Here is a 14,967-nt window from a genome sequence, read left to right as displayed (position 1 = left end):
AAATAAGGATGAACATCAAGAAGGAGGAGTCAATTTGTTTACCAAAAAAATTTTAAAGCTATCCCTTGCGTTATTAATGGTATTTTCCGTGTTGCCGCTTTATGCAGCAGCTGAGCCTGTTGCGCCTGTAGAGATCACTCCTGTTGCAGTTTCAGATACGCTCGCGATTAATGACAGCAATCGAACAGCAGGGAGCGCTTTAAATAGCAAGACGACGTCTACCGGCGATAAAGCGTGGCGTTCAGTTAACGGGTTTAGTTTTGCTCAAGATGAAATCAATAGCTTGGATAGCTACATTACAAGCGATGGCGTAGATCACCCCTATGCATATGTTCCATATAATCCGACTGTTGAGACCAATATAGAAGCGGATATTGTTCTGCAGAACTCGAGCTGGGTAGCGATTGGCTATAGCAACGATAATAATTATTTGTGGACAACGGGCCAACTATGGGCATACGTTTCTCCATCGGGTACCTATCAAATTTTAAAAAATGGTTCTAATGCCATCGTTACTGGGCATGCAGCTGTATCCAGCGGCACGGACTATACAAATGTAAAGCTGCAATATAATAAAGCGACGGATATGGCGTCTTTATGGATTAACGGAACAGAGGTTGTGGCAAGCCTTCAGGTAGGCGGCATAGGAGAGATCAACTACGCTGGCTTTATGATCGCTTATCCTACTGCCTCCGAACAACGAATTAAAAATGTAGTCATTCGTGGCGAAGAGCAACAATCACTTGCTATAGCAGATGATTTGGCCGCTAATGCCCCCAATCGTTCTTTGGGTAGCTCCTTAAATGGACAAATTACTCCAGTGGCTGCCGAGAAATGGACGGCTAGTCCCCAGCTTGTATTCGCTGAAACAGAGGGCAAACAATATGTGACCAGTAATGCGGGGGGATATCCTACGGCATTCGTACCTTATCATCCAGCAGCTGATGCGACAAGTATTGAAGCCGATATCGTATTAGGTTCAGAGGATTGGTCGGCGATTGGTTATGCATCTGATACAGGCGAATTGTGGACTTCTGGCGTGGGCGCGCTATGGGCTCATATTAATAAAAATGGTACTTATCGGGTCTATAAGAATGGGATGGAAATGATAGCAGGCGGAGATGCTGCTGTATCTGCCGAGGGTAATCCAACTCATGTGAAGCTAGCTTACAATCTTGCAGCAGATACGATATCCCTGTGGGTTAATGGGGTGAAGTACGTGGATAATGTAGAAATAGGTGATTTGGATGGCGAGATTCTGTACGCGGGCTTTATGATTTGTACCGCAAGTAATGGCGAACAAAACTTCTCTAATTTTGCTGTACGTGGAGAAGCAAGGACGCCAGAGTTGGCGCTGGAGGTATTTGATGATCTGGCGATGAACGACACTAACCGCACGAAAGGAAAAAAACTAAATTATTTGGAAACTTTGGTAGATGGACGTTGGTGGGAAGCTTCTCCTGAATTTGTATTTGCAGGAGATCCGTCCGATAGCTATATTACGAGTAAGGATGGCGGGAATAATCATTATCCGCTGGCGCAAGTAGCCTATACTCCAATAGATCCGGTGACTAGTATTTCCTATGACATTCAAATAGGCGATATGCCTTCTGGATGGGTTGCATTAGGATATGCCAGTGATTTGAATTATTTGTGGTTTACAGGCCAGGTATGGGCATTGCTTGGCGCATCAGGGAATTATGTGATTTACACAGAGGGCGCAGACAAGGTATTGGCCTCTGGAACGGCAGAAATTGATGTCGATAGTTATACCAACGTAAAGTTGGAGTATAATGCGAATACTCAAACCGTATCGTTATGGATCGATGACGTGCGCTATGTGAACTCGCTGAATGTGGGCGATGAGCCTTTAAATATTCAAACCGCCGGTTTTATGATGACGTCGCCAACGGCATACGGGCAGAAGGTCAAAAATTTTACAGTCAAGGGTGAATCAGAGGATGTCCCTCCATTTTATCCGGAAGACATTGTAAAGCCTGATCCAAGCGACTTCCCGATCGGGGTATTTGAAGATGCCAATCTAATACGCGGTAAGAAAGGGCTATTCAAGGATATCGTTAATGATCTTCAGTCAAGAGGCCTTAATGCGATTATGTTATCCAACGGCAACGCTGAACGCGATGCAGAAATGATGGAAGTGTCCGATAAATATGGACTTGATGTTTACTTTGGCGCACACGTTGATTTTTATCCATGGCTGCATGATACTGCAGTGTCAGGCGATCTGGATGCCGCAAGAGAAATTGTTACGCCAGTCGTAGACTTGCTCAAGGATCATCCTAGCGTGAAAGGGATTAACATTTCGGATGAGCCAGAGCTGTACACGCTGGAGAAGCATGTGAATGCAGCGGATATTATTCATGAACTTGCCCCTGATATTAAAGTTTCTACACCTATTATTGGTTTTGATCGTGCGGGTCCGATGGCTGCCGCGCTTGATCAGGATGTTTATATTGTAGACGTTTATCCGGCAGCCCAGATTAATCCATTGGGCGACTTTACGATGAATGCCTATGGATACGGCGGCTGGGATTTTATCAGCTATACACGTGAAATTATTAAGGAAAGATCAGAGGATACACCGCTTTGGATGATTTTACAGACCCATGCCTATAATGCAGGTCGTTTCTCTTTACGTGAGCCGCTCCCGGCTGAGGTTCGCGAGCAGCAGTGGTTAGCCATTGGAGAAGGGGCTACAGGTATATTCTGGTTTGTATATGGCACACAACTGGATTCAGGTTGGACTGGTTTGAGTGACAATGAAGTGTTGTTTGCCGAGGTAGAGGATCTGACCGGAAGATTGAATCCGCTACGCGAGACATTCCTGGGTACAAAAAAGGATAAAGATCGTTTTACGGCGACTGCTACAGGTTCTGCCAAGCCTTATGTCAGTACATTAGTAGAGAAGAATGGGGATAAGCATTATGTTGTTGCCGTCAATACGGACGTGCTGTCCGATCAGTTGTTGACTATTGATTCCAAGCAATTTAAAGGACAATTGAAGGACTTGGAAACAGATGAGCTATTTACAATAGGAGTCTCGGAGATCGAAGTGCGTCCTGGAGACGGGAGAATATTCGAAGTGATTCCATCACAATCCTACAATGAGCCTACAGTAGAGATTACGACTTTGAATTCCGGACTTACTTTAAATGTAGGTGCTCAGCTTGGGTTGGGATCAGAGGCTGCTGCGCCGGAAGGGATTTCCAAAGTAACCTACTACGCTAATGGAGATGAAGTAGGTTCATCGACAGCTGTTCCATATATCGCTAATTGGACCGTAAACCGTTCGGGAAGCTATTCGATTACGGCAGTAGCGACTACAACAAAAGGGCTGGAAACCACTTCGGCACCTATTGAAATCATGGTCAATGGCCAAGATAATATGATTCGGAATGCATCCTTTGAAGCATGGAACAGTAATAGTCCAACAAGCTGGAATATGGGTTCAGAAATTACGGCGACCCTGGATCAGAATGTATACCGTACAGGAGGCACCTCGTTGAAGTTGTCTGGCGTAGTTGATGAGGTCGTTCTACGGCAAGATGTGACCTTACAGCCTAATAGGGAATATGAACTAAGCGCATGGATCAAAACAGATGATGTGAGAGGCTCCGGAGCACTGCTTCGTACGGTAGTAACAGGGCCGGCTGCTTATAACAATATAACGCAGCCTATCTATGGAACGAAGGATTGGACCCGGGTAAATGTGAAATTTACAACCCCATCCGTTGTTACGTCAAGCAATGTTTCCTTGTATCTGGATGCGCGAATGGTGCCCGGGATCGTATGGATTGATGATGTAAGCTTTGTAGCTACAGGCGCAGCCCAGGTTAGCGACGGGCTCGCACTGCACTGGTCCTTCGATGAAAGCAGGGGTACCCAAGTCTATGATTGGTCAGGCAATGGACATACAGGTGATATTATCCGATATGTTAATGGGGAAATGACAGAATTTGTCCCATGGGCTATAGCCTTTGATTCAGGCGCCAAATTTGGTTCAAGCGGTCTTTTTTTCGATGGTGTTGTCAATTATATACAGACTCAGAACGATTTTAGCTTGAATAACGACACATTCACCTGGTCATTATGGATGAATCCGCAGGAGTTTAGAAATCAGATCATCATGACGAGCGAGCAACTAGTAGTAGAAATAGCAGATGGACACCTGCAGGCAAGTGTGCAGGCGGACGGCGGAGAATGGTATACGTTAGCAGGTCCTGAGGTTAACACATTGGGCTGGCGCCATGTTGCAGTTGTATACGACCAAGCGGATGCCATGGAACTCTATATCGATGGCGAACAGGTTGCGACATCAATTGCTGTAGGGCCTTTAACTGAAGCGAGTGGAGAGTTAATCGTAGGCGCTTCGCTAGAGGATGCCAGCTTGAACTTACACGGATATATCGATGATTTGCGTATATTCGAACGCAAACTAACAGGCGATGAGTTGAAGCGCTTGGCTCTGAAGATGGCTAATCCAATTGAACCGGAGCTGGAGACTCCGCCAACCGAATGGCCAACAAATCCTAATACCGTTCCGACGAAGGAAGGTACAGTTACCATACAGGCAGGTCAAGCAGGTCAAGTCCATCTGAAGCAACTGATTCAGATGTATATTCCGGCTGGCGCTTTGGATACAACAGCAACAATTACGATTACGGAAGTAACAGATACAGACGACCTGATTGCTGACTCATCCCATACCCTGGCTAGTCGCATATACGAGGTATTGAAGACGGTAAACGGCAACTTTAAAAAACCTGTCAGCGTACGTATGGTTTATGATCCTAATGTTGTTGGTAACAATAAGCCAGTAATATTCTACTATGATGAGGTTGCCAAGACATGGCTTGAAGTTGGCGGTACCGTTGTTGAAGGCAATATAGTAGAAGCGACAGTGAATCATTTCACGAAGTTTGCGGTGTTTGCAGTAGCTGATTCAACTATTCCTGCTATATTTACCGACCTGCAAGGACACTGGGCGGAGCAATCCATCGCGCAAGCGAGCAAATCTGGCTTCGTGTCCGGGTATCCGGACGGTACGTTCCGTCCAGATGGTAAGGTGACACGGGCAGAATTTGTGAAGTTGCTTGCAGGGGCTTTGCAACTGGAGACTACTGGAAATAGAGCGTTAACGTTTACTGATCAAGATCAAATAGGGGCATGGGCGAAGGAGGCGATTGCTGCAGCAGTACAATTGGACTGGATTCAGGGGTATGAGGACAACACCTTCCGTCCAAACCAAACGATTAGCCGGGCCGAGATGGCCGTGATTGTGGCAAGGGCGCTGGGACTAGCTCCAAGCATTGCTAGTGGTGCGACCTCATTTGCCGATGATCAAGATATCCCGGTATGGGCGAAAACGGGGATTCATGCTTTAATAAACAGTGGTCTCCTGACCGGTAAAAATGGCAATCTTCTTGCTCCTAATGCTTCAACAACAAGAGCTGAAGCGGTCGTATTGATTCTTCGGGCATTAAAATAGCATATAACATCTAGCAGACTGTTACTTTCGTAAGGAAATGAGCACAGAGAGATAATCCCGGGATAGAGGGGATTATCTTCTTGTGCTCCTTCATTTTTCTTTACTTGTCAATGCATGAGCTTCGGATTTCACAGTGGAGAATTGGTTGCGCCAGTCGGTTGGACTTTTTCCGGTGTGTTTTTTGAAAGCGCTGCTAAAATGATGAATGTTTGGATAACCACATTCTTCTGCTATCTGATTGATTTTTAGCGTCGTTGTGGTCAAGTAGTTGGCGGCAGCGCGCATTCGAAGCTCATTGAGGTAACTCATCGGCGTAAATCCACTGTATTCTTTAAACTTTTTGATCAGATAGGAGTTTTGGAAATGAGATAATGAGGACAAATAACCCAAGGTGATGTCATCTCTAAATGTTGACTCCATATTGATCATTAATGTTTTGATAATGTCTTGTGTGGGTGTTTGGCTCAGGGGTTGCTTTAAAATATCTTGAAAGCCAACACCCTGTTTATGGGATTGGAGGAGTTCGTTTACAATGATGAACAGCTTCGAAATATCAAGCATTAAAAGATCGGAGCCGCACGTCATGTTTTTTATGTCATGCCTCAATAGATCATTAATTCCCATGATGGTATGAGTCATGACGTCGGGCATGTGGCTTGATATATCGGATTCACATTGCAAGCGGTTCCAGACCAGAATATTCTCCAGACTCGGGAATAAAGAGGTGGTAAATGCCTCGTCCAGCTCGATATACCAGAATGTTGCTTTGCTCGAAAGGATGATGACGTCATGAGGAGTGTTCGGAGTAATAAAAAATAGTGAGTTTGGTTTAATATGATAGGTTTCGCCTAACCACTGCATTTGATAGCTTCCTTCTGCCAAATACAAGATCTCGAAAGAAGGGTGAATACCACCGGTCTTGTAATCCGATGGGGAATAGTGATCGACATACTTAAAGGTGCGAATACGCATAACGATTCTCCTAAGGAATATGACTTGTGGTAGACCTATTGTAGTATGCCTCAATCGGATTGTAAATGCAGACAGTTGAGAATTGATGAAGGTGCACCGAACTGTATCCACACAGGAAATGAGCTTTGTGCCTGCGACTTCAAGTCGATATCGGTCGATAAGTTCAATTATTTGCAAACGGTTTCGGAACAAGGCGTCATTGGCAAGCTTTATCGTTGTGCATGAGAACAAAGAACATTATCTGATGCAAATACGTTTCGGGCTCTACAAGGTATACTCAAGTTAGCAGTAAATCAATTATATTAGGAGGGTCAACAAAGATGAAATCAAAAGTAAAAAAATCATCGTTGCTCGTTTTTTCAGCCTTGACTGTGCTGCTCGCTGCATGCTCAGGCAATAACGGCAATAACCCTGCAACAGAAAGTGCAAATCCGACAAATGGCAATACTCCGGCAGCGGAAGCGCCCGCTGTGTATGACAATGGTTTGCCTAAAGATGAGAAGGTTACCTTGAAGGTCGGGTTTCTGGAAGCTGGTTACGGAAGAGAATGGTTTGATCATGCAACTGCTTTATTTACTGAGCGGTATCCGAACGTCACATTCGATATAACGGCTTCACCCAAAATTCCAGATCTGATCACAACGAAGGCGGCAGCAGGAGACGACAAAGACATGTTCGATATTCTCTACGGACTAGCTTATACGGAGTTTGTAGATGCAAATAAGCTGGAGCCGCTTACAGACATCTTTCAGATGAAGCCTTCCGACGGCGGCGGCAAAACATTGGACGAGCTAATCGTTCCGGGCTACAATGTGCCCGAGCAATACTACAAAGGCGAGAACTGGCTGTTCCCTATCGCCAACTACATCGGCGGCATGTTCTATGATCAGAAGCTGTTCGAAGACAATGGCTGGAACAAATCACCGAAAACGTACGATGAGTTCCTGGCATTATGTGAAGCGATCATGAGCAAAGGGATCGATCCGATCGTGTACTCCGGGCTTTATAACTACTCGATATTCTCCTTTGATACGAAGGTGTTCGAGTTGGCGATTGATAATGGCAACAAGGAGTTCCGAAATCACTACGAGAACTATTCGGGGCCGGAGTTTACTTCAGCCGAAAGTGTAGAGGTGTACAATCGTCTTTACGATATGGGGCAAAAGGGATATATCAGCAAACAAAGTGTTGGTATGAATCATACCCAATCCCAAATGCTTGCACTGCAAGGCAAAGCGGCCATGGTGCCTTCGGGCGATTGGATCGAGAATGAGATGAAGGAATCTGCGCCGGAGGACTTCGAGTGGGGTTATATGGCCGTTCCGTTTTCCAATAACCCCGAAACACCGATCCACATCAATAATGGTCTCAGCTATGCTTTTCAAATTTGGGCGAACAAACCTGATCTGACGAAGCAGTGGGCAAAACAATTTTTGGTATCGTTGCTGACGAATGAGGTGCAGCAGATCTTGGTTGATAAAGGCGGCGCGTTCCCTCTGAGATCCGACTTCATGGATGATTCCGCGCGAGCGGCTAATATGAAGCCGTTGCAGAAGTCGATCGCTACCTATATGAGCGAGAACAATGTGGTACTCGAATTGAAAAGTCGTAAGGTCGTACTAAACTCGCCTGACTTTGTCGCGGCTAATAAGCACGTTCAAGATAATACCGCGCTTATCTTGACAGGTCAGAAGGAGCCGTTGCCGATTCTCGAAGAGGGAGAGCGCTTGCTTCAGAAGGCTGTACAGGAAGCCGGGAAGTAATACAATCTCCGTATCGCTAACCAGCAACTAATCGAGCCAAGCAGACCGTTGATCAATAAGTCAACGGTCTGTGCGGCGACTTGGACAGGAGAGAGATCGCTTTGAAGACATTAACCCGGACGAATATTCATATTCAAAAAACAGTGTTTTTATTGCTGGCGGTATTGCCGCCCTTTGCTGCGTATGTGTTGTTTACTCTATATCCAAATGTACTTTCCATCTATTATTCGTTCCTGGACTGGAACGGAATCGGGGAGAAAAAATATATTGGCCTGGATAACTACATCCGATTATTTCAAGATCCAGTCGTCTTGAACGCGCTTAAGCATAATCTTATTCTCGTCGCCACTGTCATTCCCATTACACTAATCATTTCGTTGGTACTGGCTGACCTGCTTGTGAACCGCCAATATAAGGAAAACAAATTTTATAAGGTGTTATTCTTCTTCCCGAACGTCTTGTCACTCGTCGTAATCGCACTGATCTGGAGCTTTATCTATGACGGTACATTCGGATTATTAAATAGTGTGCTGCGGGTATTAGGCATAGGAGGGGATCACAACTGGCTGGGTAGTCCAAAGACTGCGCTGGCATCAACGATTCCGTTATACGTCTGGTGTTACGTTGGTTTCTATGTCGTTATTTTTATGAATGCAATGAGCGCGATTCCGAAGACGATCTATGAATCTGCCACGCTTGATGGCATTACGAGTTTTCAACGATTTACGAAGATTACTTTGCCTTTAATGTCAGGTATCATTCGTGTGGGAATGATTTTCTTAATGCTGAATGTCATTAAGGGATTTGAATATATGTTTATTATGACGAAAGGCGGCCCTGGCGGCGCAACGGAAGTTATCTCGCTTTACATGTTTAACCTGGCCTTTGGCACGGAAAGTTTAAGTCAGCACTTTTACGGATATGCGTCTACGATCGGGATGCTCATTTTCGTCCTGTTGGTGCTGCTCAAGGTTGTCATCGATAAAGTATTCTCGAAAGATAGCGTAGAATTTTGAAGGGCGGGTTTTCATGACAAGAAGGATGGGATCTCTCGTATGGCGTATCATATTGTTGCTATGGGCTTTAAGTGTCATTCTTCCGATCATCTGGATTGTCTATCAATCATTTAAAACAAATCAACAATTTTTTGCCGATATTTGGTCATTGCCAAGCACGTTTCAATGGTCCAATTATAGCAAGGCATGGACGAACCTCGGTGTAGGACAATCGATGCTGAATACCGTGTACTATGTCGGCTTAAGCTTGTTCATTAGTTTAACATTGGCAGTTGTGAACGCCTATGCCTTTACGAAAATGGAGTGGAAGCTTCGCAACATCGTATGGAGTCTCATTATGCTGTCGCTGTTCTTGCCGGGCATCAACATCCTGGTTCCACAGTATACGCTCATGAGAGCGCTTGATCTGACAAACAGCTTGAATGGCCTTGTACTTCTTGCCAGCTTGCCGCTGGGCGCTTTTGAATTGCTGTTGCTTGGAAGCTTTATGCGTTCCCTGCCTAAGGAACTAGAGGAGAGTGCGTTCATCGATGGGGCAACAATATTCCAGGTCGTTAGAAAAATTATAGTTCCGCTTGCTATGCCTGGGCTCGTCACAATTGGTATATTCAAGTTTGTCGCATTATATAATGACTTCCTGGGCCCGTTCATTCTGCTGAGTGATCCGGACAAGTATACGGTCAGTGTTAATATGTATGCGGCGAATGCGATGATGGAATACAAGTCGGACTGGGTTACTCTTCTTGCCGGTCTTGTCATTACGGTCATTCCTACAATTATCGTGTATATGTTATTCCAGCGTAAAATTATTGAAGGAGCAACGTTAGGCGGGGTCAAAGGATAGACCATGGCAGTCCTCTTAAAAACAACGTTCATTTTCACGTTAATCGTGTAACGAACGTTGTTTTTTGGCGTCTCCACCGACTTAAAGGTACCATTCAACCTGGTATCCATGCCCTTGATTCCAGTAAAGTGTACATCCGGGGAGGCGGGAAGTCTTTGCAATAGATACGCCTCTTGAGCAAGAGGATTCGCCGGGAAACGGCAATATGACGGCAGCGAGCAAGCCCGTTTTGTACGATATTGATATACCGGTTGAGGAGCAAACCTAATTTAAGCTTCATTTAAGCTAATCAAATTCAATTCAAAGAGTAGGGCCTCATAATGGCTGGAGTGAACAACTTTAATTTGAAGCCAAGAGGGGAGAACGATTGTATGAAGATTTGGAACGGGAAGTGGAGTGCCGGAAGTGTAGTTGCTGTTCCTTTAATTGCGGCGATGCTGGCTGGCTGCTCATCGGGAGGGGAAAGCAAGGACAAGGTGCCGGATCCGGGAGAACCCGTTACGCTCAAAGTAGCTTATTTCAACGAGCAATCTTTTTATCAAAGTTACGGCAACGTGTTTAACGCCAAATATCCGAACGTAGAGTTCGAGATCATTCCGACGATGGACGTCTCCATGCAAAAGGATCCCGTACAGGCCATGTCCGATCTCATTGACGCCGAGCAGCCGGATGTGGTGCTTCTGACGATGGAGCAATACGAGACGCTGGCGGCGGACGGGAAGCTGTACGATCTCGACGCGATGGTTCAGCAATCCGGCTTCGATATCGAGAATATCGTGGAAGGTGTCGTTCAATTGCTGCGGGATTCCGGAGGAGGCAAGCTGTACGGTCTGTCTCCATCCTTTAATACGAAGGCGCTCTACTACAACAAGGACCTGTTCGCGAAATACGGGGTGCCGGAACCAAGCGACGGCATGACGTGGGAAGAGGTGCTTCAGCTCGCGGCCCGTTTCCCTGCGGACGGAGACGACGAGAGCCGCATCTACGGATTTGCGCCCTCCATGTTCGATCAGAATGCCTTTAAGCTTATTCAGGATATGGCCGCTGCCAAGGGGTTGAATTACTTGAACGCGGACGCGACGGAGCTGACGTTATCGGATCCGGAATGGAAGGAAATCTTCGAAGCCGTAGTAGGCGGTTATGCGGGGAAAACGGTGTTCATGCCGCAAAACTCCGAGCAGGGCTTCTCGCTGGACGGTATGTTGTTCCAACAAGGCCGGGCGGCCATGACAGTCGACAATCCCATGCTGATGAATATGAGCGAAGGAGGCATGGCGGGCGGTGCCGTTTCGTTCCGAGCTGCGTCCGGGTCGGACGAAGCCGTACAAGAAGTCAAGTCTCCCGAGCCGATCAACATGGGCGTCGTGACGGCGCCGGTGGACGCCAGCGCGCCGGATCAGACCAGCGAATACGAAATCTCCCAAATTTACGCGATTAACGCGGCTTCCGCGCAAAGCGACCAAGCATGGACGTTTGTCCAATACGTGCACAGCGAAGAAGCGGCAAAGATTCGGGCCAAAACGTCGATGGGACTGGAGTCGAGAAAGGGATACGAGACCAGCGCGAGCGGAGCCGATTTGTCGCCTTTCTATCAATTGAAGCCGTTGCCCAAGGAGTCGACGAATTGGTACCCCAAAGGGTTCCGCAACAGCTTTGCGAAGATAGCGGGAGAGGAGATCGGAGCAGCGGCGAGCGGCAGCAAAAGCCCGGACGAGGCGTTTAAAGATTTGATGGACAAGGCCGTGGACGCGCTGGCCGAAGCAAATTTGAGCGGCGAGAAGGAACGCGGCGACGGCGGATTCGGAGGTATGGCCACTTCCATCTTCATTGGCGGGTAAGTCATGGAGACGGGGAGCATAGTGGAATCGCCGATCGTTCAGCTTAGCGGAGTAGAAAAGTCATTCGGAGCAGGAGCTGCGCGCGTTGAAGTGCTGAAGGGAATCGACTTGACCCTGACGGCCGGCAGCCTGGTTATGCTTAGAGGACGGTCAGGCTCGGGGAAGACGACATTGCTGAACATTATGGGGGGACTGGATCTGCCCTCGGAGGGATCGGCAGTCGTGGATGGACAACCGCTTAAGGCTCTTGGCGATAAAGGCCGGACGAAGCTGCGGCAAAGACAAATTGGATTCGTGTTCCAATCCTACGCGTTGCATCCGCTGCTGTCTGTAAAGGAGAACGTGGAGCTGGGCCTGCGCATGGCAGGCACGCCGTCCGGCTTATGGGAGGAGAGAATTAATCTTTGCCTGGAGCTTGTCGGCATGGCCAAGCGGCCGCTGCACCGCCCATACGAGCTGTCCGGCGGAGAGCAACAGAGGGTGGCGATCGCGAAAGCGGTCGCTCCTTCTCCGAAGCTGCTGCTGGCGGACGAACCTACTGCCGAGCTGGATACGGGAATGTCGAAGCGGATATTGGCTCTTTTCCGGCAGCTGCAGGGCGATGGCATGACGATCTGCATGACGACACATGATCAAACGATGCTGGAGGTAGCGGATAATGTTTATGAAATGGCCGATGGCAGGCTGGGGAAGTAAGAAATGGAGGTTCATGCTGGCGTTAGCGCTCACGTCGATATGGATGACAGCATCGGGCTGCAGTCTGTCCCCCGAAGCGTCGGATGCGGAGCTGATCCAATTGATCGAGCCTCCCAAGCTCTCGAAAAAACCGGAATTTACCGTGGCCAGGGCGGACATAGAGACGAAGGTAAGCGCTACGGGCAAGCTGATGTCCGCCCGGCAAGAAGAACTGAAATTCGGGGGCGAAAGCGGACAGATTTCGGAGCTCATGGTCAAAGCGGGCGACACGGTGAAAAAGGGTCAGACCATCGCGAAGCTTGCGACCGGTACGCTGGAGACGCAGTTAAAGCGCAAAAATATCGAGGTTCGGCAAGCGGAGCTTGCCATGATCGAGAAGCTCAGGGACGACAGCCGCACGCCAATGCAGAAAGAGCTTGACGAGCTGAATTTCGAGCTGCTTGTAAGCGAGAGGGATGAGCTGCAGGCAAAGCTGGACGCGTCGGAGCTAACGGCCCCTTTCGACGGAACGATCGTATCCTTTGCGAAGGAAGTCGGCGATATGGCAAACGCGTACGAGACAATCGGCGAGCTTGCGGATTGGACGAAGCTTGTCGTGGCGGCGGGGTTCTCCGCTTCCGACCAGGAGAAGATAGCCATCGGCATGGAAGCGCAGGTGCAGATCAATACGCTGGGCAGCTTCAAGGGGAAGGTGTCGCGGATGCCCATTGCTTCCGCTTCGGGCGGGAAGGGAGGAGCGCTCGACGCGTTCGTGCTTATCGAACTCGATGATTTTCCCAAGGACGCGAAGTCCGGCACCCCGCTAAGCGCAGCCGTCGTTACGGAGAGGAAGAAGGATGCCGTGCTCATTCCTCCCGCCGCGCTGCGCACGGGCTCGGGCAGAAATTACGTGCAGGTGGTCGATGCGGAGGGCAACAAACGCGAGGTGGATGTGGAGGTAGGCCTGTCGACCTCGACCGAGGTGGAGATCTTGAAAGGGCTTGAGCCCGGACAGAAGGTGGTTGGGCGATGAAGGGGATGCTCCGGTTCGTCCGGCGAAAAATGTGGAATAACCGGATATTGACGGCCAGCACGATGCTGGGGTTGTTGATTGCCGTAGCGTTTACCGCCTGCATACCGGTCTATACGGAGCATGCGTTAAAGAAATTGATGGTTTCGTCGCTGACGGAGGACGCAGGCTCGTCGCCGCCGGGGTCGCTGCTGCTTCGTTATCAGGCCGCGCGGGGTACGCATACGAAGGTAGAGGAGCTGCAGACGGTTAACGATTATGTCGCGAACCGGCTGCCATCGCAAATCGGATATCCCAGAAAACAATCCGTCGAGGCGTATTCGCTGGCGCAATCGCAGCTTCGACCCGGCGGCGAGGGGAAGGCCGACAACCGCAGAAGGCAGATGACGTTAATGTCTCAGACCGGCATGGAGGAGCAGGTGGAGCTGACTGACGGTCGGATGTACGGAGACGCTTCGAAAGAAGGCCCGATCGAAGCCATCGTAACGGAAGAGGCGCTCGCTCGCCAATTTCTGAAGGTCGGAGATATCTATTCCTACACGGTACAAACGCGTACCGGCAACCAGACGGCAGAATTCGTCATTGTCGGGGTGTTTCGTCCGAAGGATGAGGGTTCTCCGTATTGGTACCAAGGATTGGCCTCGTTCTCCGGTATGCTGATGATTTCTCCGAAAGCCATGGAGGAGAGAGTGCTGGGGGGACTGGGGGGGAATGTGGCCTCAGCCAATTGGTACGGCTTATACGAATTGGCGAATTTGGATCGCGGCGACTTGGCGCGTCTCGAGAACAGCATGAAGCGGCTGGAGAGCGATCTGTTCCGAATGCTGCGCGAGCTGCGCGTCGATCTAAGCTTCCTTGGGCTTATCGAGAAGTTTCGGAGCGAAGACGTCAAGCTGCAGGCGCAGCTTGTTGCGTTGGCCGTGCCGATGCTCGCCATGTGTTTCTATTTCATCTATATGAACGCCGGTCAGGCGCTGGAGCGGCAGCGCAACGACATTGCCGTTCTCCGGAGCCGGGGCGCCCGGATGCGACTGATCTATGGAATCTTCCTCCTGGAGAGTGCCATGCTGGGAGCGATCGCCTGGCTGGTCGGCATGCTGCTGGCGATCGGGATGGCGCGCGTCATGGTGTGGACGGACGGCTTTATGCAATTCCAGCCGGGCAAGGAAGCGGCAGTCGGCTGGAGCGTCTTGTCCGGTTGGTATGGCTTGGCGGCCGTCGTCGTTGCCATAGTCGCGGGCACGCTTCCGTTAGGCTCGTTCGGGAAGCAGTCGATCGTGGCCTACAAGAAGCGGCAGGCGAGGAGCGACCGGCCGCCCC

The 14,967-nt window shown here is 48.9% G+C and carries 9 protein-coding genes; 8 read left to right on the top strand and 1 reads right to left on the bottom strand.

Annotation, left to right across the window (positions count from 1 at the left end; translation table 11 throughout):
- Nucleotides 1-34: 34 nt before the first annotated feature.
- On the top strand, nt 35-5,509 hold the full coding sequence (locus PAT3040_RS10890; RefSeq protein ID WP_108992666.1) for an S-layer homology domain-containing protein: 5,475 nt from the start codon (nt 35-37) through the stop codon (nt 5,507-5,509).
- Nucleotides 5,510-5,599: 90 nt separating this feature from the next.
- Here the strand turns inward: PAT3040_RS10890 and PAT3040_RS10885 are convergent, their stop codons facing one another.
- The gene (locus PAT3040_RS10885; RefSeq protein WP_108992665.1) at nt 5,600-6,481 is read right to left on the bottom strand and encodes a helix-turn-helix domain-containing protein; all 882 of its coding nucleotides are present in this window, start codon (nt 6,479-6,481) and stop codon (nt 5,600-5,602) included.
- A gap of 320 nt (nt 6,482-6,801) precedes the next feature.
- Between PAT3040_RS10885 and PAT3040_RS10880 the strand changes: the two genes are divergently transcribed.
- The 7 genes from PAT3040_RS10880 to PAT3040_RS10850 all read left to right on the top strand — a co-directional run.
- Complete coding sequence (locus PAT3040_RS10880; protein WP_108992664.1) at nt 6,802-8,244, top strand: extracellular solute-binding protein; 1,443 nt, start codon at nt 6,802-6,804, stop codon at nt 8,242-8,244.
- A 101-nt stretch (nt 8,245-8,345) separates the two neighbouring features.
- Nucleotides 8,346-9,260 carry a carbohydrate ABC transporter permease gene (locus tag PAT3040_RS10875; RefSeq protein ID WP_108992663.1) on the top strand — a complete coding sequence of 305 codons (915 nt, stop codon included), beginning with the start codon at nt 8,346-8,348 and terminating at the stop codon, nt 9,258-9,260.
- 13 nt (nt 9,261-9,273) lie between these two features.
- Nucleotides 9,274-10,104 carry a carbohydrate ABC transporter permease gene (locus tag PAT3040_RS10870; protein ID WP_108992662.1) on the top strand — a complete coding sequence of 277 codons (831 nt, stop codon included), beginning with the start codon at nt 9,274-9,276 and terminating at the stop codon, nt 10,102-10,104.
- A gap of 371 nt (nt 10,105-10,475) precedes the next feature.
- Nucleotides 10,476-11,942: an ABC transporter substrate-binding protein gene (locus PAT3040_RS10865; RefSeq protein WP_181376551.1), complete on the top strand. Its 1,467-nt coding sequence runs from the start codon at nt 10,476-10,478 to the stop codon at nt 11,940-11,942.
- Nucleotides 11,943-11,945: 3 nt separating this feature from the next.
- Nucleotides 11,946-12,638: an ABC transporter ATP-binding protein gene (locus PAT3040_RS10860; protein ID WP_108992660.1), complete on the top strand. Its 693-nt coding sequence runs from the start codon at nt 11,946-11,948 to the stop codon at nt 12,636-12,638.
- Nucleotides 12,601-13,650, top strand: a complete 1,050-nt coding sequence (locus PAT3040_RS10855) for an efflux RND transporter periplasmic adaptor subunit (protein ID WP_108992659.1) — start codon at nt 12,601-12,603, stop codon at nt 13,648-13,650. Before PAT3040_RS10860 ends, PAT3040_RS10855 begins: the two co-directional genes overlap by 38 nt.
- A partial coding sequence (locus tag PAT3040_RS10850) for an FtsX-like permease family protein (RefSeq protein WP_146200399.1) occupies nt 13,647-14,967 on the top strand: 1,321 nt, incomplete at its 3' end. The genes PAT3040_RS10855 and PAT3040_RS10850, both read left to right, overlap by 4 nt.

It is taken from the genome of Paenibacillus agaridevorans, from assembly GCF_003112455.1.
Classification (GTDB): Bacteria; Bacillota; Bacilli; order Paenibacillales; family Paenibacillaceae; genus Pristimantibacillus; species Pristimantibacillus agaridevorans.
The sequence above is the reverse complement of the archived record's forward strand: the minus strand, read 5'-3'. Positions and strand labels throughout refer to the sequence as shown.

What these genes read in the sequence shown, in the direction of transcription:
- PAT3040_RS10885 (WP_108992665.1), bottom strand. Translation starts at nt 6,481, where the DNA reads ATGCGTATTCGCACCTTTAAGTATGTCGATCACTATTCCCCATCGGAT.
- PAT3040_RS10880 (WP_108992664.1), top strand. Translation starts at nt 6,802, where the DNA reads ATGAAATCAAAAGTAAAAAAATCATCGTTGCTCGTTTTTTCAGCCTTG.
- PAT3040_RS10870 (WP_108992662.1), top strand. Translation starts at nt 9,274, where the DNA reads ATGACAAGAAGGATGGGATCTCTCGTATGGCGTATCATATTGTTGCTA.
- PAT3040_RS10865 (WP_181376551.1), top strand. Translation starts at nt 10,476, where the DNA reads ATGAAGATTTGGAACGGGAAGTGGAGTGCCGGAAGTGTAGTTGCTGTT.
- PAT3040_RS10860 (WP_108992660.1), top strand. Translation starts at nt 11,946, where the DNA reads ATGGAGACGGGGAGCATAGTGGAATCGCCGATCGTTCAGCTTAGCGGA.
- PAT3040_RS10855 (WP_108992659.1), top strand. Translation starts at nt 12,601, where the DNA reads ATGTTTATGAAATGGCCGATGGCAGGCTGGGGAAGTAAGAAATGGAGG.